Below are 20,097 nucleotides of genomic sequence, written 5' to 3'. Positions count from 1 at the left end.
CCCCAAAGGGAGGCTTTGTTGCGGCCGGACGGCTAGAAATCCGCGCGCATGACCAGGCGCGGATCGTTGTCGCCGAAGTAATGAGGCTGATGTTCGACGACGACAAAGCCAAGCTGCTGGTACAGCCTGACCGCGGGATTATCGGGGTGAACCGTCAGTTTCGCGTGGCTGGCCTGGCGCGCCCGCAGCGCCTGCAGCAAGGCCTGCAGCAGTTGCTTGCCTACGCCTTGTCCGCGGCAATGCTCGTGGACCGCCAGCGACATGATCCAGAATTCGCCTTGCCCGCTGCCCGGCGCGCCGATGATGTAGCCGCCCAGTGCCCCGTCTTGCGCGCCCGGCGCGACGAAGAACAGGTCCGGCCACAGGTCGTGGGCCTGGCGGAAGAAAAAGTCCGGGTAGACGTGGTGGCCGAATACCGCTTGCTCGATCTGGAAGACCGGGGCGACGTCTTGGAGTTGCGCCGGGCGTGCCGTCATCTGAAAACATCCTCTTCTGTGGTGCGTTTGAGCGGGCAAGCCTACTGCAATGCCCGGCGCTTGCAAAGCGCGGGGCAAGAAAAAAGCCGCGCTGGGCGCGGCTTGGCGGGAGCGCGGCGGCTCACCACATCACTTTGACCTTGTCGCTGCCCAACCAGTCCTGCAGCGCCAGCAACAGCCCGTCGTCCAGCCGGACGCCCCAGGGCGGGGGCAGCATCAGGTCGCCGCTGGCCGCGCCGTTGTTGTAATGGATGCGCACCGGGCAGCCGGCGTCTTCGCTGCGGAACGGGTGCAGCTGGGCCTTGAGTTTGCTGACGTCCACCTTGCCGGCCAGTTTCAGCGACAGGCTGCGCGCGTAGCGGCTGCGCGCCTCGCCCAGCTCATAGACTTTGTCTGCGATGATGCGCAGGCCGCCGGAGAAGTTGTCCTCGCTGACCTTGCCTTCTATCACCAGCACCACGTCGTCTTTCAAGCGGCTGCGGTTGGCTTCGAAGCTTTCCGCGAACAGGCTGACTTCCAATTTGGTGCTGCCGTCGTCCAGCTGCACGAAGGCCATTTTGCCGCGGTTGCCCACTTTGACGCGGATGCCGGTGACGAAGCCGGCCAGCAACTGGGGCTCCTTGCGCGGGCTGAGCCGGGACAGCGGGGTCTTGATGAAGCCGCGGATTTCCTTGGCGTAGGCGGCGAAAGGGTGGCCGGACAGGTAGAAGCCGATGGCCAGCTTTTCTTCCGCCAGCTTGACCGCGTCGCTCCACGGCTTGATCTCGACCATTTCCACGCTGGGGGCGACGTCGTCGCCGAACATGTCGAACAAGCCGCCCTGATTGGCGTTGGCGTGCTCCTGTTCGGCGGCGTCCATCGCCAGCCCGACGTTGCCGAACAGCTTGGCCCGGTTGGGCTCTATGCTGTCGAAGGCGCCGGCGCGGATCAGAGCTTCGATCACGCGCTTGTTGACGATTTTCTTGTCGGTGCGGCTGCAGAAGTCGAACAAGTCCTTGAACGGCCCGGACTCGGAGCGGATCGCGACGATGTGGTCGACGGCGGCTTCGCCGGTGCCCTTGATCGCGCCCAGCGCGTAGCGGATGTGCTTGCGGTCCACCGGCACGAAGCGGTAGTAGCTCTGGTTGACGTCGGGCGGCAGGAAGATCAGGCCATTTTTGCCGTCCACACTGTCGTCGTAGAACACCTTGAGCTGGTCGGTGTTGTCCAATTCCGAGGACATGGTGGCCGCCATGAAGGCCGCGGTGTGGTGGGCCTTGAGCCAGGCGGTCTGATAGGAGACCACGGCGTAGGCGGCGGTGTGCGACTTGTTGAAGCCGTACTCGGCGAACTTGGCCATCAGGTCGAACAGCATTTCGGCGAGCTTGGGGTCGTAGCCCTTGGTGGCCGCGCCCTGGGCGATCTTGCCGCGGTGCTCGGCCATTTCCTCCGGTTTTTTCTTGCCCATCGCCCGGCGCAGCATGTCGGCGCCGCCCAGGGTGTAACCGCCGATGATCTGCGAGATCTGCATCACCTGTTCCTGGTAGACGATCACGCCGTAGGTCGGGTCCAGGCAGGCCTGCAGGTCCGGGTGGTAGTAGTCGACCTCTTGCTTGCCGGCCTTGCGCAGGATGAAGTCGTCCACCATGCCGGAGCCGAGCGGGCCCGGACGGTACAGGGCCAGCACAGCGATGATGTCTTCGAAACGGTCGGGCTTCAGTTTTTCCAGCAGCCGCTTCATGCCGTCCGATTCAAGCTGGAAGACGGCGGTGGTGTTGGCCTGCTGCAGCACTTTGTAGGCAGCGGCGTCGGTGAACTCGAGCAGATTGAGGTCGGTGTCGAAGCTGGGGTCCAGGTCTTTGATGTAGCCGACCGCCAGTTCGATAATCGTCAGGTTGCGCAGGCCGAGGAAGTCGAACTTCACCAGGCCCACTTTTTCCACATCGTCCTTGTCCAGCATGGACACCGGCACCGAGCCGTCGCCGCTAGCCTGGTACATCGGGCAGAAGTCGGTGATCTTGCCCGGCGCGATCAAGACGCCGCCGGCGTGCATGCCGATGTTGCGGGTCAGGCCTTCCAGCTTCTTGGCCAACTCCCACAGCTCGCGCAGCTCCTCCTCGTTTTCCAGCCGCTCGCGCAGCACCGGCTCCATTTCCACCGCGTCGTCCAGCGAGTATTGCTTGCCGGGCGCGGCGGGAATCAGTTTGGAGATGCCGTCGCAGAACATATACGGCAGGTCCAGCACCCGGCCGACGTCGCGCACCACGGCCTTGGCCGCCATGGTGCCGAAGGTGGCGATCTGCGACACCGCTTCGGCGCCGTATTTCTGGCGCACGTATTCGATCACGCGGTAGCGATTGTCCTGGCAGAAGTCGATGTCGAAGTCGGGCATGGAGACCCGCTCGGGGTTGAGGAAGCGTTCGAACAGCAGCGCGTAGGCCAGCGGGTCGATGTCGGTGATGCCGATGCTGTAGGCCACCAGCGAGCCGGCACCGGAGCCGCGGCCGGGACCCACCGGGCAGCCGTTGTTCTTGGCCCAGTTGATGAAGTCCGCCACGATCAGGAAGTAGCCGGGGAAGCCCATCTGGATGATGGTGTCGCACTCGATCTTCAAGCGCTCGTCGTAGCGCGGCCGCTCTTGGGCGCGCGTTTCCGGATCGGGATAGAGCTTGGCCAGCCGTTCTTCCAGTCCTTCCTGGGACAGATGCACCAGGTAGTCGTCCAGCGTCATGCCGTCCGGCGTCGGGAATTGCGGCAGGTAGTTCTTGCCCAGTTGCACGCTGATATTGCAGCGGCGGGCGATTTCCACCGAGTTTTCCAGCGCTTCGGGGATGTCGGCGAAGCGCTCCAGCATCTGCTCGGTGGACAGGAAGTATTGGTTTTCCTCGAAGCTGCGCGGCCGGCGCTTGTCGCCCAGGGTGAAGCCCTCGGCGATGCAGACGCGGGCCTCGTGGGCCTTGAAGTCGTCCGGGTCCATGAACTGGATGGGGTGGGTGGCCACCACCGGCAGGCCGGTCTCGCCGGCCAGCCACAGCGAGGCTTGCAGCGCGTGCTCCACCTGCGGGTTGTTCAGGCGCTGCAACTCCAGGTAGAAGCTGTCCGGGAAGCAGCTCTCCCAATATTCGGCGCGGCGGCGCGCCTCGTCGCGCTGGCCCATCAGCAGGGCCTGGCCCACGTCGCCCATGTGGGCGCCGGACAGGCAGATCAGGCCGCTGTTGTCGCCGTTTTCCAGCCAGGCGCGCTTGAGTTCGGCGCGGCCGCGGTACTGATTGTGGGTGTAGGCGTCGGCCAGCAGTTCGCACAAGCGCCCGTAGCCCTGGCGGTTCTTCACCGTCAGCATCAGGCGATAGGGTTTGTCGCGGTCATCCTCGTTTTCCAGCCAGACATCGCAGGACACGATGGGCTTGACGCCTTTGTCCCGGCAGCCCTTGTAGAACTTGACCATGCCGAAGATGTTCATCAGATCGGACATGCCCACCGCGGGCATATTGTCCTTGATGGCGCGCTTGATGGCGTCATCCAGGCGTACGATGCCGTCGGTGATGGAGAACTCCGAATGGAGGCGCAGATGGATAAAACGAGGTGAGTTCATCGCGTCATTTTACCTGCCGAGCGGTTGCGACACCATCGCCGGGCGCAATTGGCGGCGCTGGTATTTTGCTGCTATGCAGCATTAGAATGATGGCATCTAGGAGGAATCCCCATGGACTGCGACATCAAGAGCTTGCCGCCGGAGGCGGTCTACCCTTTGCTGGTGGGCAGCGTGCAGCCCCGGCCCATCGCCTGGGTCAGCACTCAGGACTTGCGGGGCGTGGCCAATCTGGCGCCGTTTTCCTTCTTCACCGTGGCCAGCGTGAAGCCGCCGGTGCTGGCGCTGAGCATTCTGACGCCGGCCAGCGGCGGCGAGAAGGATACCCTGGCCAATATCCGCGCCACCGGCGAGTTCGTTGTTAATGTGGTGCCGGAGCGCTTGGCGGAGGCGATGAACCTCAGCTGCGGCTCTTATGCGCCGGAGGTGGACGAGTTCGATCTGGCCGGCGTGAGCAAGGCGCGCAGCCGGCAGGTGAGGGCGCCGGGCGTGGAACAGGCGCCGCTGCGTTTCGAATGCGTGCTGAGCCAGTGCCTGGTGCTGGGCGAAGGCGCGGGCGCCGGCAATCTGGTATTGGGCGAGGTGCGCCACGTGCATGTGGCGGACGAGGCGTGGCGGGACGGCCGCGTGGCGAGCAAGGCCCTGGACTTGGTGGGCAAGCTGGGCGGCGACGAGTTCAGCCGCGCGAAGACGGCTTTCAGTTTGCGGCGGCCCGGCGCGTGACGGCGCTGCGGCTCTGGCTGACCAGTTCGTCCAGTAAGGCGTAGCGGCGCTGATATTCCGCGCGTTTCTTGCTGGCGATCTCGCTCAGGGGCTTGCGCGGCAGTTGCAGCGGCAGGCTGAAGAAGCGCTTGCAAGCGGTGGGCTGGGCGTCGAAGGTGTCCCAGAAGCTGTCGTAATCGGCGAAGAACTGGCGGCGATAGCGCCAGGAGCTGTAGATATGCTGCCATTTGCTGACGGCCAGCACCTGGTTAGCGCCTATTTCCTGGGCCAGCGCGACCAAGGCCTCAACCGCCAAACGCTTGGGAAACAGGCCGTGGCTTTGCTTGGTGAGCTGGTGCACGGCTTCCGCGCCATGGGGTTTGCGCGGGCCTTGCAGGCCGCCGATGATGATGGCGGTTTCGCCTTGATGGCGGGTGATGGTGAAGGTCAGCGTGGCGATGGCGATCCCTTCCTCCGAGCAGATCTGCAAGGACAGCTCGCCTTCTTTGTCGAAGCTGTGGCGGTGCGTCAGCACCGCCGTGATCGCGGCCTCGTTTTTGCCGAGCAGCGCGGCCAGCGGCAGACCGGCGTCGCTGAGCAGGCTGCGGTAGGCGGCGGGAGACACCCGCGTCGCCAGCGTCTGATAGTGTTCGCGCAGAGCCCCCAGCTTGCCGCTTGGGCCAAGAGCGCGGTACAGATAGGGGCGGTGCAGCTTGCAGGCCAGCCGCGGATTGGCCTGCAGATGGCGGCGCAGCGCGGGTTGGCCCCAGCTGTCCAGCCAGCGCAGCGTCCAGGGCAGGGTCAGCAGTCCGCGCAGCGCGAATTTGCAGCGATTCTTCCCTTCGTCGAATCCGTCCTTGCGGGAGAAGCGCCCGCTGGCCAGAGACCAGAATAAATCCACCGCGTTCAGCGCCGACATACCATAACCTCAAGAAAAAAAGGGTTAAGGCTACGTTATCGCGGCGCTGTGATTGTTAATGAATATGGGGCAAACTGTGACGAATTGTGACGATTTCGTCTGAAATTAAATACATTGTAATTATTTTCCCGTATCCAACAGCTGGCCCAGAGGTTGTTCCAGCCGATACAGGCGGAAGCGTTCCTTCGGGTCGCCCGGACGCTGGAAGCTCGCCATCGGCGTCAGACCGCGGAGAAAGGCCGGCAGCTGGTCGTGAAGAGACTGGACCAGCAACCAGCGGCAGTCTTTGGCTTGCGACGTGCTTTCCAGCCGCAGCGTGCGGTAATCGGCGTAGTAGTCCAGCAGCGCGCGTTGGGGTTCGCCCAGGCCGACGCTGGCGACGCATTCGCCTTGCCGGCCGATGTCGGCCAGGACAGGGCGCAGCGGGGCGAAGGTTTCGCGGTAGCGCATGCCGTGATCCAGCGCCGGCAGCCACAGCGTGGCCAGGCCGCCCCACAACAGCACGATGGTCAGGCTCCAGCGCCAGGCGAAGCCGGGCGCGGTATCGGCCGGAAAGCGTCGCCATAGCCAGGCTGCGCCGCCGGCGATCAGGCCGAAGGCCAGCCAGGTCCATGGATGCCACTGCGGGTGCCAATCGGTGAACTTGCGGTGTAGCAGGTGACGGGACCATTGTGCCGGTTCGCCGGTGGAAAGCACCCAGGCGACGGCGAGCACGAAGGCGCCAAGCGCCAGGCAGAGAAATAGGCTGAAGCCGGACAGCGCGCGCCAGCCGCGATGGGATTCGCCGGCGCGCAAACCGGCGATGGCCAGCAGCGCCAGCGGCAGCAGCAAGGGCATCGCATAGAGTTCGCGGGCGTCGCCCGCCAGCGACAAGACGGTCAGCGTCACCAGCCAGAGCAGCGCCGGCGCCGCCGGCCAGGCGTGGGTCCATTGTCGGCGGCCGCGCCACAGCCCCCACAAGGCCAGCGGCAAGACCGGGATGCCGTACCAGGGCAGGGTGCGGCCGTAGAACAGGCGCGGCGCCTTGGGGCCCAGATGGGCGCTGCCGTCGAAGCGGCCGAAGTTGTTCACTTTGAACCACAGCTGGAACAAGGCCGGGTCGCGCAAGTACAGGCTCAAGCCCCACAGCGCGGTCAGCGGCAGGCCGATCAGCGCGGCCAGCAGCAGGCCGCCGGCGTAACGGCGGTTGCGGTAATCCGGGTGCAGCGGCAGCAACAAGGCGGTCAGGCCCAGGCAGCCGGGGCCGAGCAGGCCCTTGCTCAGGAAGGCGACGCCGCCGCCCAGGCCCAGCAGCGCGCCGCCGAGCAAGGCGCGCCGGCGCAGCAGCACCAGTCCGGCCAGACCCCAGGCCACGCCGGCCAGCAGGGCGGTGTCCGTGATCATTTGATGGGCGCGCATCGGCAGGCCCAGGCAACCCAGCAGCAGCAAGGCGCCCCAGGCGGCGGCGCGGCGGCCGTACAAGGCGCCGGCGGAGACGGCGGTGCCGGCCAGGGCCAGCGCCATCCAGCCGCCGGCGGCCAGCCGCGCGGCGTCCGGCGCGCTGAGCCAGCCGCTGAACAATTGCATGGTGAAGGCGGCGCTGATGAAGAACAGCGGCGGCTTTTCCATGAAGGGCTCGCCGGCCAGCGTCGGCACGATCCAGTCGCCGGTCTGAGCGATATGGCGGATCAGGCCGAAGGTGTAGGCTTCGTCCGGCTTCCAGGGCTCATGACCCACCAGGCCGGGCAGCAGCCAGGCGACGGCGATGAGCAAGAACAGCCAGACGGGGATGGAAGGCAGGCCGGAATCTGCGGGCTGCGCGGCGTAAGGAGTGGAGAAACGCATGGAGTCCGCGGAAAAGTGGTCGTTAATTGTTATGGGAAAGGGGAGGGCGAGCCGTCCCGTTCATCACCTTGAGGCATGGCGACCGCGGGCTTCTGCCAGGAAGATCCGCGGCCGGACGGTAGAGTGTAGCGTTGTTTGCGCGCCAAGCAAACTTGAGCGCGGCCGCATCGGGGCGGGGGCGGTTTCAATTGTGCGGCGGGTCTTTAGGCCGCATCGAGTGCAGCGCGGACTTCTGCATTTCCAGGGCTTTGATCTGCATGCTCAGCATGCCCATATTCATGGTCAGCCAGCTTTCCACCACGCGCAATTCCGCCAGCTTGCGCTCGATCTCCTCCTCGCTCATCGGCGGCAGAAAGGGCTGCATGCCCGGCGGCGTGGCGGTTTGCCAGAACTGGCGGAATAGGGAGAAGGGGTCGTTGGGGTTGAATTCGTTGCTCATGAGCGGCTCCCTTGGCGAAGAAAAAACGGGCAAGCTGTGCTTGCCCGTTCAGTATATGCCTTAAATGCCAGGCAAACGCTTACTTGCTGTTCTGCGCGTCCACGGCGGCCAGGGCCACCATGTTGACGATGCGGCGCACCGAAGCGATCGGGGTCAGGATGTGAGCCGGCTTGCTCATGCCCATCAGGATGGGGCCGATGGTCACGCCGTCGGAGGCGGAAACGCGCAACAGGTTGTAGCTGATGTTGGCGGCTTCCACATTCGGCATGATCAACAGATTGGCCGAGCCTTTCAGCGTGCTGTCCGGCATGGCCTGGTTGCGGATGCTTTCCACCAACGCGGCGTCGCCCTGCATTTCGCCGTCGATCTCCAGATCCGGCTGCGCCGAGCGGATCTGGTCGAAGGCGGCGCGCATCTTCTGCGCCGACGCGCTGTTCAGCGTGCCGAAGCTGGAGTTGGACAGCAGCGCGGCCTTGGGCGCAATGCCGAAGCGCTTGATCGATTCGCTGGCCATGCGGGTGATGCTGGCCAGTTGCTCGGCGCTCGGGTCGGCGTTGACGTAGGTGTCGGCGATGAAGATGTTGCCGGTGGGCAGGATCAGCGCGTTCATCGCGCCGGCCACTTGCTCCGGGTTGTTGTAGCCGAGCACGGTTTCAACGATGTCGAAGTGCTGGCGGTACGGTCCGTAGGTGCCGCAGATCATCGCGTCGGCGTCGCCGCGGCGCACCATCATCGCGCCGATCAGCGTGGTGTTGCCGATCACGCGACGGCGAGCCTGCTCCTGGGACACGCCCTTGCGCTTGGTCAGCTGATAGTACTCTTTCCAGTACTCGGCGAAGCGCGGATCGGATTCGTTGTTGACGATCTCGAAGTCCTTGCCGGCCACCAGTTTCAGGCCCAGCTTCTGGATGCGCATGTCGATGACGCTGGGTCGGCCGATCAGGATGGGCTTGGCCAGGCCTTGGGTGACGATTTCCTGAGTGGCGTGCAGCACGCGCTCGTCTTCGCCCTCGGTCAGCACCACGCGCTTCTGGTCTTTCTTGGCCTGGGCGAACACCGGCTTCATGAACAGATTGGTCTTGTACACGAACTGGGCCAGTTGATCGGCGTAGGCGTCGAAGTCCTGGATCGGGCGAGTGGCCACGCCGGAATCCATCGCGGCCTTGGCCACGGCGGGCGCGATCTTGACGATCAGACGCGGGTCGAACGGTTTCGGAATCACGTATTCCGGGCCGAAGGACAGTTCCTGGTCGCCGTAGGCGGTGGCCACCACGTCGTTTTGCTCGGCCAGCGCCAGGTCGGCGATGGCGCGCACCGTGGCCAGTTTCATCTCTTCATTGATGGTGGTGGCGCCCACGTCCAGCGCGCCGCGGAAGATGAAGGGGAAGCACAGCACGTTGTTGACCTGGTTCGGATAGTCCGAACGGCCGGTGCCGATGATGGCGTCCGGGCGCACTTCCTTCACCAGCGGCGGCAGGATTTCCGGTTCCGGGTTGGCCATGGCCAGGATCAGCGGCGAGCGGGCCATGGATTTGACCATGTCCTGGGACACCAGCTTGGGACCGGACAGGCCCATGAAGATGTCGGCGCCGGCCATGGCGTCGGCCAGCTTGCGTTGGCCGTTGTCCTTGATCGCGTAGCGTTTCTTGGAGTCGTCCAGTTTCTCGTCGCGGCCTTCGTAGATCACGCCTTTGGAGTCGCAGACGGTGATGTTGTCGCGGTTCACGCCCAGCGCCACCAGCAGGTCCAGGCAGGCGATGGCGGCGGCGCCGGCGCCGGAGGCCACCACGCGCACTTGTGCGATGTCCTTCTCCACCAGACGCAGGCCGTTGAGCACCGCGGCGGCGGCCACGATGGCGGTGCCGTGCTGGTCGTCATGGAACACCGGAATGTTCATGCGTTCGCGGCACTTCTTCTCGATGTAGAAGCACTCGGGCGCCTTGATGTCTTCCAGGTTGATGCCGCCGAAAGTGGGTTCCAGCGAACAGATGATGTCCACCAGCTTGTCCGGATCCAGCTCGTTGACCTCGATGTCGAACACATCGATGCCGGCGAACTTCTTGAACAGCACGCCCTTGCCTTCCATCACCGGCTTGCCGGCCAGCGCGCCGATATTGCCCAGGCCCAGCACCGCGGTGCCGTTGGAGATCACCGCCACCAGATTGCCGCGCGCGGTGTATTTGTAGGCGTTCAGCGGATCTTCCACGATGGCGTCGCAGGCGGCCGCCACTCCGGGGGAGTAGGCCAGGGCGAGATCGCGTTGGGTGGTGAGAGGCTTGGTCGGGGCAACCTGGATTTTGCCCGGGTTGGGGTACTGGTGGTATTCCAGTGCGCTCTGGCGCAATTGCTCGTCCATTCTCTGGGACTCCTGAGGTTGATCTTTAGGTGGTTGGTTGGTGTAAGAGAGTAACTACACATTATACGGGCTTAAGGGCAGGCGGGGCTATCGCCTTGTCGGACAAAAAACGCGATGGCGCATGCCATCGCGTTTTCACGCCTGTCAGGCGGATGCTAATTCACCATGCCCAGCGCGCGCGGCAGCCATAGCGAGATCTCCGGAATGTAGGTGACGGCCACCAGGAAGCCCAGCATGGTCAGCAACCAGGGCCAGACCGCCACCGTCAGTTCGGTGATGCCCATCTTGGTGATCCCGGAAGCCACGTAAAGGTTCAATCCCACCGGCGGGTGGCACATGCCCACTTCCATGTTCACCGCGATCAGAATGCCAAAGTGGATGGGATTGACGCCCAGTTTCACCGCCACCGGATAAAGGATGGGCGCCATGATCAGCACGATGGCGGACGGGTCCATGAAGTTGCCGGCCGCCAGCAGCAGGATATTGGTCAGCAGCAAGAAGGCGACGATGCCCAGGCCCTGGCCGGTCATCCAGGCCGCCATCGCCTGCGGAATCTGCTCGGACGCCAGCAGGAAGGAGAACAGCACCGCGTTGGTGATGATGTAGAGCAGCATGGAACTCATGGACGCCGCGTTCAGCAAGACCTTGGGCACATCCTTCAGCCCCATGTCCTTGTAGACGAAGACCGCGATCACGAAGGCGTACACCGCCGCCATCGCCGCCGCCTCGGTGGGCGTGAAGATGCCGCTGTAAATGCCGCCTATCACCAGCGCGATCAACAACAAGCCCCAGACGCTGTCGCGGAAAGCCTGCCAACGCTCGCCCCAGCCGGCGCGGGGCAGGCGCGGGTAGTCGAACTTCTTGGCGCGGAACCAGGTGGTCAGGCCCAGCAGCAGGGACAGGCACAGGCCGGGCAGCACGCCCGCCATGAACAGCTGGCCCACCGAGGCGGTGCTGACGCTCATGCCGTTGGGGCCGGTGACATCCATGCCGGCGGTGGCGATGCTGTACATCACCAGATTGATCGACGGCGGAAACAGAATGCCCAGCGCGCCGGAAGTGGTGATCACGCCGGCGCCGAAGCGCTGCGGATAGCCCTGCTTGACCATGGCCGGCAGAATGATGGAACCCACCGCCACCACGGTGGCGACAGATGAGCCGGTGATGGCGGCGAACAGCGCGCAGGACACCACGCCGGCCAGGCCCAGGCCGCCGTACCAGTGGCCCACCAGCGTAGTGGCGAAGCGGATCATCCGTTTGGCCACGCCGCCGTGCATCAGGAAGTTGCCGGCCAGGATGAAGAAGGGAATGGCCATGATTTCAAACTTCTCGATGCCGGTGAACAGCTTCAGCGCCACCGAGGTGACCGGCACATCCGTCATGGTGAACAGGAAGGTCAGCACCGTCAGGCCCAGGGAGATGGAAATCGGCATGCCGGTCAGCATCAGCAGCATCAACAGGCCGAAAATGATCAAGGCGCTCATGGGCGGCCTCCGTGATGCATATCGTGGGGGTGCATATTGTCCAGCTGCTCGTCGCCGTCCAGGCCGTCCACATGGCCGTGGTCATGCTTGGGCAGCGAGCCGGTCCTGAGGAAATTCCAGGCCACTTGCAGGAAGCGGAAGCACATCAGCGAAGAACCACAGGGAATGGCCAGGTAGACCAGCCACATCGGCGCCTCCAGATCCGGCGAGGTTTGATCGGTGTGGGCGATGTCCCAGACGAAATCCGCGCCCATGACGGCGACGGTGCCGGTGAACAGCGCGCCGGCCAGCAGGCCGAAGACGATGAAACGTCCGCGTCGTTTGTCGCTGAGCCGGTTGATCAGCACATCCACGCCGACATGGATGCCGGTGCGCACGCCGTAAGCGGCGCCGAACTTGGCCATCCAGACGAAGAGGTAAATGGTCAGCTCCTGCGCCCAGGACATATTGATGTGGGCGAGCAGCGGTTGCAGAGTGGCGATGCCCGAACCGTAGCGGTGCAGCACCGCGGTAAAGGTGATGAGGGTGGCCGCCCCCATCAGGCAGGCGATCATCCACTCCTCAAGGTGATCGAGGAATTTCAACATATCTGTCTCCGCATGGAACAAGAGCATGCTTGAGGGCATGCTCTTGAACCGGGCTGGCTTTATTTGGCCGGATTGAAACCGGTTTCTTTATAGATCTGGTTTAGCAGATCCTGGCCAATGCGGCCGGCCATCTTGGCGTGGACCGGCGCCAACGCCTTTTTGAAGGCGCTGCGTTCCTGCGGAGTGGGGGTGTAGATCTGGGTTTTGCCGGAAGCCTTGATGCCGGCCAGCGCGCGTTCGTTTTCCTTCTTCGCGATATCGTTGGCGTAGGTGGACGCATCGCGGATCGCGCTGTCCAGCTGGGCGCGCACGTCGGCCGGCAGGCCGTCCCAGAACTTCTTGTTGACGATGACGGCGTAGCCGAGGAAGCCGTGCTGGGTCAGCGTCAGCTGTTTTTGCACCTCATAGGCCTTGCTGGTGTACAGATTGGACGCTTCCAGCTCGGTGCCATCCACCACGCCGGTCTGCAGCGCCTGATACACCTCGGAGAAAGCCATCACTTGCGGCAGCGCGCCCAGGGTGCGCATTTCCTCTTCCAGCACCTTGGACGACTGGATGCGGATCTTCAGGCCCTTGAGGTCGGCCGGGGTGCGGATGGGCTTGTTGGCGGAGAAATTCTTGAAGCCGTTGTCCCAATAGGCCAGGCCCTTGATGCCCTTGCCCTCCAGCTTGCCCAGCAACTGCTTGCCGATGGGGCCGTGCATCACCTTGTTGACCTGGTCGTAATTGTCGAACAGATAGGGCAGATCGAAGACCTCGAACTCCTTGACCCCCAGCGGACCGAACTTGGCCAGGCTGGGCGCCAGCATCTGAACCGCGCCCAGCTGCAGCGCCTCCAGTTCTTCCTTGTCCTTGTACAACTGGCTGTTGGGATACACTTGCACCTTGACCTTGCCCTTGGTGCGTTCCTCAGCCAGTTTCTTGAAATATTCGGCGGCTTTGCCCTTGGGGGTGTCCGGAGACACCACATGGCTGAATTTGATGAGGATCTCGCCGGCGGCGTTGGCAACGCCGGACAAGGCGAACGCGGCGCAGAGGGCCACGGCGGCAGTCTTCAGTTTCATTCTCTATCTCCATCGTACTTGTATAGTGTTGTATGGAATCCACCAATCCCTTGGCATTTTATGGCCGGCAAAAGCGATTTGGCCGGCGCCGTGGGCGGTTTTTCCTTATGCGCTGTCCTTGTGGACAGTCTGCTTGTTCCGTGTAAAGTAGGATTTCCTATTTCTTTCAACTATTAGGGACTTCCGCATTAGGGCTTTCCCTAGAATGCCATGCAGATAAAAAATTTATTGTCGCGCCGTTCCCCCGGCATGCTCTGGCTCAGCGCCGGCGCGCTGTTGCTGGCCCTGCTGTTGGCGCTGGGCAGCCTGTTCTACCTGGTTTACCGGGACTGGCGCGACGAGCAGCAAGACAATCTGATCCAGGAAGTGCTGTGGCTGGAGCAGTCCTTGCGCATGTATCTGGAAGGGCAGCAGGAATGGGCTGAAAATCTGGGCCGGGAAATCGAGGACGGCAATATCGACAGCCAGCGCTTTGCCCGGCAAGCCGCGTTTTACCTGCGGGGCAACCCGGAACTGCTGAGCATCGAGCAGGTGGACGTGGACGGCAGGGTGGTGCGCGACCAGCACGGCACCCGCCGCGACGGCAGCGTGCTGACCGGAGAAACCTTCGACGCGCTGTGGCGCGCCAACCGCCTGCTGCGGCCCAGTTACGGCGAACCCTATCAGGGCGGCGACGGCAAATACCGCTTCGATCTGGCCGTGCCCATCGTCCACGACGGCAAACCCCTGGGCGGGCTGAGGCTGGCCTACCAGATGGACCTGCTGTTGTTCAACCAGGTGCCGTGGTGGATCGCCTCCAAGAACTACATCAGCATCCAGGATTTGAGCGGCAAAATCCTGGCCAGCAAGTTCGATCCGGCGGAGCGTCCCGGCACCCTCTCGCATCAAACCAGCTTCGACCCGCCCGGCTACGGCCTCTATCTGCACGCGACCAGCTACCGCGCCGGCCTGGGGCTGACCCTGCCGGTGCTGTCCGGCCTGATCGCGCTGCTGGTCAGCGCGCTCTTGTACGCCGCCTGGCGCATCCGCCGCCACGTGCGCGAACGCGCGCACGCGGAACAGGCGCTGGCCAAGGAAGTGTCCTTGCGCCAGGCGATAGAAGACTGCATGAAAAGCGGCCTGGTGGCTTTGGAGGACGAAGGGCGCATTGTGCGCGTCAACCGCGCCTTCTGCGACATGCTGGGCTTCGGCGCGGACGAACTGGTGGGTCAGGCGCCGCCGCATCCGTTCTGGCCGGAGGACGACCACGCGGCCATGACCGCGGCGATCGCCGCGGTGCGCGACAACCGCCAGCCGGAAGAGGGCTTCGAACTGCGCTTTGCGCGCAAGGACGGCGAATTCATCGAAGTGCGGCTCTACGCCACCCCGCTGGTGGAAGCCGACGGCAGTCAGCGCGGCTGGATCGCCTCCCTGTTCGACATCACCGAGCGCAAGCGGCAGCGGCTGGCGCTCAACGCCTCCCATCAGCGCTTCCTCACCGTGCTCAACGGCCTGGTGGCCGGCGTCTGCGTGATGGAAGAAAGCGGCGGCCTGCTGCTGTACGCCAATCCGGCGTTTGCCCGGCTATGGCTGACGGTGGAGCCGGACGGCCCCTGCTGCGTGCTGCTGCCCGGCCTGCAGGAACAGCCGGAACAAGACGAGTACGGCCTGGAATTCACCACCGACGGCGGCGGCAGCTGGTTCCAGATGCACCGCCGCCGCATAGACTGGGTGAACGGCGAATCCGCCTGGCTGGCCATCCTGGCCGACGTCAGCGAAGACAAGGCGCGCGAAGGGCGGGAACTGGCGCAGCAGGAACGGCTGCAAAACACCTCGCGCCTGATCGCCATGGGCGAAATGGCCTCCACGCTAGCGCATGAACTGAACCAGCCGCTGACCGCCATCAACACCTACGCCGCCGGCGTCAGCCGCCGGCTGCCGGCGGAACTGGAACTGCCGGCCGGCGTGCGCGAAGCGATTCAGGAAATCGCCGGACAGGCCAAGCGCGCGGCCCAGATCGTCAGCAGCATCCGCGCCTTCGTCAAAAAGCACGAGCCCCAATTGCAGCGCGTGGAACCGGGGCCGGTGGTGCTGCGCGCCGTCGGCCTGGCGGAAGGCCTGGCGGTCAAAGCCGGGGTCAAGCTGCAGGTGGAACAAGACCCGGCAGGCTGCCTGCTGGACATGGACCCGGTGCTGATCGAGCAAGTGCTGCTCAATCTGATGAAAAACGCCATTGAAGCGATGCAGGAAGCGCAGACCAAGCGACCGCGGGTCAAAGTGCGCACCTCCATCGGCACCGCCTTCTGGCGGGTGGAAGTGGTGGACAACGGCCCCGGCCTGTCCGAGGCGATGAAGAGCAATCTGTTCACCCCGTTCTACTCCACCAAGCCGGAAGGCATGGGCATCGGCCTGAACATCTGCCGCTCCATCGTTGAATTCCACCGCGGCGAATTCGGCGCCAACAGCACCGTGGCCGGCGGCTGCGCGTTCTGGTTCACCCTGCCGCTGGCCAAGTGAGAGCCCTGCCTCCGCATGGGACAGAGAGGGCAGGCGGCGGACGGGGGCGGTGAAGGGCCGTTTTGAATAAGCCGCTGCCGGGCTCACGTCTGTTTCCCGGCGGCGGATTGGCTTATGCTGTGGCGGCGCGCCGGAATGTCCGCCGCGCCCGCCTTCCCGCATCCGACAGGAGCCCGCCATGTCCGTTTCCATGTACCAAGCCTCCGTCCCGGCGCTGATCCGGGGCCTGAACAATCTGTCCGCCATCCTGGACAAGGCCGCCGCCGACGCCGCCGCGCGCAACATCGCGCCGGACGTGCTGCTGAACGCCCGGCTGGCGCCGGACATGTTCGCGCTGACGCGCCAGGTGCAGATCGCCAGCGACAGCGCCAAAGGCTGCGCCGCGCGGCTGGCGGGCGTCGACGTGCCCAGCTACGCCGACGACGAAGCCAGCTTTGCCGATTTGCAACAGCGCATCGCCAAGACCGTGGCGTTTTTGCAGGGTTTTAACGCCGCGCAGATCGACGGCAGCGAGACGCGGGAAGTGGTGCTGAAAGTGCGCGGCGACGAAATCCGCTTCAGCGGACAGAACTATCTGCTGGGCTTTGTGCTGCCCAACTTCTACTTCCACCTCACCGCCGCCTACGCCATCCTGCGCCACAACGGCGTGGCGCTGGGCAAGATGGATTACTTGGGCGGCGTGTAAGAACCTGTTTACGATCTGCTGCGCGTCGGCGATACGGCGTTGAAACCAAGCTCAAAATGCTCATGTACCACGTGTACATTCCGCTTTTTCGCTCGTTTCCGCCTTGTCTCGCCTTAGCTCGCGAGATCGTAAACACGTTCTAAGTCTTGGGGGCCGCCGCCGCTCAGCCGCCGGCGGCCGGCGCCTCCGGCGTCAGGATGGTCTCCTGCGCCTGCTCCAGCTTCTCCGGATAGTCGCGGCTGTAGTGCAGGCCGCGGCTCTCCTTGCGCAGCAGCGCCGAACGCACGATCAGCTCCGAAGTCTGCACCAGATTGCGCAGCTCGATCAGATCGTTGCTGACGTGGAAATGGCGGTAATACTCGTTGATCTCCTCGGACAGCAGGCGGATGCGGTTTTGCGCCCGCATCAGCCGCTTATTGGTGCGCACTATGCCCACATAGTCCCACATCGCCCGGCGCAGCTCGTCCCAGTTGTGGGAAATCACCACCTCCTCGTCCGGGTCCGTCACCTGGCTGTCGTCCCAGTCCGGGATCTTGGGCAGCTTGATCTCCGGCGCGGCCAGGATGTCCGCCGCCGCCGCCTTGCCTATCACCAGACATTCCAGCAAGGAGTTGCTGGCCAGCCGGTTGGCCCCGTGCAGGCCGGTGCAGGCCACTTCGCCCACCGCGTACAGCGCGTCCACATCGGTGTGGCCGGTCAGGTCCGTAACCAGGCCGCCGCAGGTGAAATGCACCGCCGGCACCACCGGGATGGGCTGTTGGGTGATGTCTATGCCCAGCTCCAGGCAATGGGCGTAGATATTGGGGAAATGCTCGCGGATGAAATGGGCAGGCTTGTAGGAAATGTCCAGGTAGACGCAATCCAGGCCGTGCTTCTTCATCTCAAAGTCGATGGCGCGCGCCACCACGTCGCGCGGCGCCAGCTCGGCGCGCGGATCGTGCTCCGGCATAAAGCGGGTGCCGTCCGGCAGCTTCAGGATGCCCCCCTCGCCGCGTACCGCCTCGGTGATCAGGAAGGACTTGCTGTGCGGGTGATACAGGCAAGTGGGGTGGAACTGCATGAATTCCATATTCCCCACCCGGCAGCCGGCGCGCCAGCCCATGGCGATGCCGTCGCCGGTGGCGGTGTCCGGGTTGGTGGTGTACAGGTAAACCTTGCCGGCGCCGCCGGAGGCCAGGATGGTGTGCTTGGCGGCGATGGTCACCACCTGATCCGCCAGCTTGTCCAGCGCGTACACCCCATAGGCGCGGTTGCCGGGCAGGCCCAGCTTGCGCGAGGTGATCAGATCGATGGCGATATGCTCTTCCAGCTCCGTGATATTGGGGTGGGCCTTGATCTTCTGCCCCAGCGTGCTGGTCACCGCCGCGCCGGTGGCGTCCGCGGCGTGGATGATGCGGCGGTGGCTGTGGCCGCCCTCGCGGGTCAGGTGATAACCGGTGCGGTGGGTTTCATCCTTGGTGAAGGGCACGCCCAGCGCAATCAGCCAATCAATGGCTTCCTTGGAATGCTCGACAATGAAGCGCGTGGTCTCCTCATTGCACAGCCCTGCGCCGGCAATCAGCGTATCGCGGATGTGTTCCTCCACCGAATCCTCGGTGTCCAGCACCGCAGCGATGCCGCCCTGGGCGTAAGTGGAACTGCCTTCCAGCAAATCGCGCTTGGTAATCAGGCCCACCTTGCGGCTTTCCGCCAGGTGCAAGGCTAAGGTCATCCCGGCCAGACCGCTGCCGATGATCAGAACATCAAACTTGAGCATGATGAAATCCTGCAGGACGCAGAGTCGAAATGGATAGGCAGCGTAGCAGACTTCATGCTGGTGTGACAGATGGGGGAGGGGACGGATGGGGACTGGTCAAATCCAAGGGGATTAATGAGCCGATACGATAAAGGCCCAGGATGCCAGCGTTGTCGTCGCCATAGTGGAGCTGCGGGTAGATCGTTTTGAGTGGGCATGCCTTTGATTGTTGGAGGCTTGCTATGGGCTTTGGCAATATATTCTGAAGGTGTGACGGTATGCTCTGTTGTATATGATTTATGGAAAGAAAGTTACGCCAAAATCTTTAACGGGAACCAGCTCTACTCCGGGCTTGTGAAAGAAGTCCGCAATGCTGCTGTGTACAAGTAGCCAGCCCTCAGTCGTCGCTCCCATTTTGAAGAGTCTGCGTTCTGCGAGCGGTATTGAGTCAAGAGTGGCTTTGTCGAGATGATAACTAATCACTTCATAACGGATGTCATCAAAGCCGGTTAAGGGTTCTGGGGCGTAAAGAGATTTATTTCTGTCCCAGCAGTCCAGTTTGTTTGTGAAGGTCAAAAACCAATAGCTGTCATGGTGTACATTATTATGGTCTATGTAAATTGCCGGTTGTAATACAAGGTTGGGTATTTCAATGAGGGCAAGCTGCTTATATGTTTCTGCCTTAACGGCAATGTCAGAGCCGTGGAATAATATTTCTGGAGGCTCTTCATTAAATAAATGCTTGTTTTTATTGTTTGCCGCGCCATTGTTGAATTTTAATGGCAGGCTACTTAATGGTAGTGCTTCTGAGGTGTATGCAAGAGCTGCTGTTTCAGTGTCTGCTGAAAGGATAGGGCGATTGTTTGTGCTTTTATAGCTTATGAAGCAATACTCAGAATGGTAGTTTTTCATGGTCGTACGCTTAGTAGACTGATTTAGCTGCTCTGCGCCTACGGGGTGAGCAGATGGCCGGAGCGATAGTAGTGCACCGTTGCGGCTTTGTGCAGTAGGCCGGAGTCTGAACGGTTGGTCTCATGTTGCTTCCTACAGGCACTTTGACGGCACGCATAGATTCAGCATCGGCCAAGGGGATGCCGCAGAAGGCGACGGCGTCTTGCCTCCCGGCCCCAAGCACGTGATAATCCGGCCGTGCTGTGCATCAGCACCGGAATTAGCGTTCCGAACATCAGGGCGGACAGCCGCACATGCGGCATCTCATGTCCGGACACACTATTGATGCGTCTACTCTCAGGCGGGTCATGGTGGGAGCGTGCTTGCACGCGCCGGGTCCTTGATGCCGGTAACGCTAATCCTGCCATGTTCCCGCCGCCTCCGCTTAGCGTCGGAGGGCGGGCATAATGCTCATCAAGGAGTTGCCATGACTAGCGCCACTCAAACCCTCCACAGTCCATCGCTGTCAACTTTGCTGTCCCAGCTGAAAAGCTTGCGTCGGCAAAATCCCTCACTACACCCGATTGACCCGCTGTTGCCGCAGCTTGACGAATACGAAGAGCGCTTCCATCACAGCGCCCAACTGATCTGTCTGGAACTCGGCCAGGTCAGCCATGCCTTGAGCGCGCTGGTGGCCATGCTGGACCAACCCAACTTGGACACACTGGAGTGCGAGCAGCTGTATTGCCTGCTGGAGCCTTTCGCCCGCCGTTTGCAGCAGACCACGGTGCAAATGCAGGAACTGGCTTAACCCTTCCAAACGACCAAAGCCCCGGATGGGGCTTTGGGCTTATTACGGCTTGGGTTTAAT

At 63.0% G+C, this 20,097-nt stretch carries 15 protein-coding genes; 4 read left to right on the top strand and 11 right to left on the bottom strand.

The genetic code is table 11. From position 1 onward, the window contains the following. Positions 1-32 precede the first annotated feature (32 nt). Both DB032_RS18915 and dnaE read right to left on the bottom strand, forming a co-directional pair. Entirely contained in the window at positions 33-476 is a 444-nt protein-coding gene (locus tag DB032_RS18915) for an N-acetyltransferase (protein ID WP_107800826.1), read from the bottom strand. A 121-nt stretch (positions 477-597) separates the two neighbouring features. Beyond that, positions 598-4,047, bottom strand: coding sequence for a DNA polymerase III subunit alpha (gene dnaE, locus DB032_RS18910; RefSeq protein ID WP_107800825.1), 3,450 nt, complete (start codon positions 4,045-4,047; stop codon positions 598-600). Positions 4,048-4,158: 111 nt separating this feature from the next. Here dnaE and DB032_RS18905 point away from each other — a divergent pair, with 111 nt between their 5' ends. Then, entirely contained in the window at positions 4,159-4,767 is a 609-nt protein-coding gene (locus DB032_RS18905) for a flavin reductase family protein (RefSeq protein WP_107800824.1), read from the top strand. On the opposite strand, the gene DB032_RS18900 is transcribed toward DB032_RS18905, so the two are convergent. The 7 genes from DB032_RS18900 to DB032_RS18870 form a co-directional block, all read right to left on the bottom strand. Beyond that, positions 4,742-5,665 (bottom strand): VirK/YbjX family protein, encoded by a 924-nt coding sequence (locus DB032_RS18900; RefSeq protein ID WP_107800823.1) that lies wholly within the window; start codon positions 5,663-5,665, stop codon positions 4,742-4,744. The genes DB032_RS18905 and DB032_RS18900 overlap by 26 nt on opposite strands. Positions 5,666-5,785: 120 nt before the next feature. Next, positions 5,786-7,489 carry a glycosyltransferase family 39 protein gene (locus tag DB032_RS18895; RefSeq protein WP_107800822.1) on the bottom strand — a complete coding sequence of 568 codons (1,704 nt, stop codon included), beginning with the start codon at positions 7,487-7,489 and terminating at the stop codon, positions 5,786-5,788. Between the two features lie 184 nt (positions 7,490-7,673). Further along, positions 7,674-7,928: a PhaM family polyhydroxyalkanoate granule multifunctional regulatory protein gene (locus tag DB032_RS18890; protein WP_107800821.1), complete on the bottom strand. Its 255-nt coding sequence runs from the start codon at positions 7,926-7,928 to the stop codon at positions 7,674-7,676. Between the two features lie 79 nt (positions 7,929-8,007). Continuing rightward, entirely contained in the window at positions 8,008-10,284 is a 2,277-nt protein-coding gene (locus tag DB032_RS18885) for an NADP-dependent malic enzyme (RefSeq protein WP_107800820.1), read from the bottom strand. Between the two features lie 155 nt (positions 10,285-10,439). Next, the gene (locus DB032_RS18880; RefSeq protein WP_081548523.1) at positions 10,440-11,768 is read right to left on the bottom strand and encodes a TRAP transporter large permease; all 1,329 of its coding nucleotides are present in this window, start codon (positions 11,766-11,768) and stop codon (positions 10,440-10,442) included. After that, positions 11,765-12,355, bottom strand: coding sequence for a TRAP transporter small permease (locus DB032_RS18875; protein ID WP_107800819.1), 591 nt, complete (start codon positions 12,353-12,355; stop codon positions 11,765-11,767). Before DB032_RS18875 ends, DB032_RS18880 begins: the two co-directional genes overlap by 4 nt. A 59-nt stretch (positions 12,356-12,414) precedes the next feature. Then, positions 12,415-13,419: a TRAP transporter substrate-binding protein gene (locus DB032_RS18870; RefSeq protein WP_107800818.1), complete on the bottom strand. Its 1,005-nt coding sequence runs from the start codon at positions 13,417-13,419 to the stop codon at positions 12,415-12,417. Positions 13,420-13,629: 210 nt separating this feature from the next. Here DB032_RS18870 and DB032_RS18865 point away from each other — a divergent pair, with 210 nt between their 5' ends. Both DB032_RS18865 and DB032_RS18860 read left to right on the top strand, forming a co-directional pair. Further along, positions 13,630-15,915, top strand: a complete 2,286-nt coding sequence (locus tag DB032_RS18865; RefSeq protein ID WP_233246740.1) for a PAS domain S-box protein — start codon at positions 13,630-13,632, stop codon at positions 15,913-15,915. A gap of 178 nt (positions 15,916-16,093) precedes the next feature. Next, a complete protein-coding gene (locus DB032_RS18860) occupies positions 16,094-16,600 on the top strand; it encodes a DUF1993 family protein (RefSeq protein WP_081548533.1) in 507 nt (168 codons plus the stop codon). Between the two features lie 163 nt (positions 16,601-16,763). On the opposite strand, the gene nadB is transcribed toward DB032_RS18860, so the two are convergent. After that, positions 16,764-18,356 carry an L-aspartate oxidase gene (nadB, locus tag DB032_RS18855; RefSeq protein WP_107800816.1) on the bottom strand — a complete coding sequence of 531 codons (1,593 nt, stop codon included), beginning with the start codon at positions 18,354-18,356 and terminating at the stop codon, positions 16,764-16,766. A gap of 276 nt (positions 18,357-18,632) precedes the next feature. Next, positions 18,633-19,247 carry a hypothetical protein gene (locus DB032_RS23885; RefSeq protein ID WP_146176728.1) on the bottom strand — a complete coding sequence of 205 codons (615 nt, stop codon included), beginning with the start codon at positions 19,245-19,247 and terminating at the stop codon, positions 18,633-18,635. Positions 19,248-19,713: 466 nt separating this feature from the next. On the opposite strand from DB032_RS23885, the gene DB032_RS18850 reads away from it, so the two are divergent. Then, the gene (locus DB032_RS18850) at positions 19,714-20,037 is read left to right on the top strand and encodes a hypothetical protein (protein ID WP_146176727.1); all 324 of its coding nucleotides are present in this window, start codon (positions 19,714-19,716) and stop codon (positions 20,035-20,037) included. The last annotated feature ends 60 nt before the right edge of the window (positions 20,038-20,097 follow it).

Source organism: Chromobacterium sp. Panama, from assembly GCF_003052555.1.
Classification (GTDB): Bacteria; Pseudomonadota; Gammaproteobacteria; order Burkholderiales; family Chromobacteriaceae; genus Chromobacterium.
Note: the sequence above shows the minus strand (reverse complement) of the source record. Positions and strands in the feature narration are given on the sequence as shown.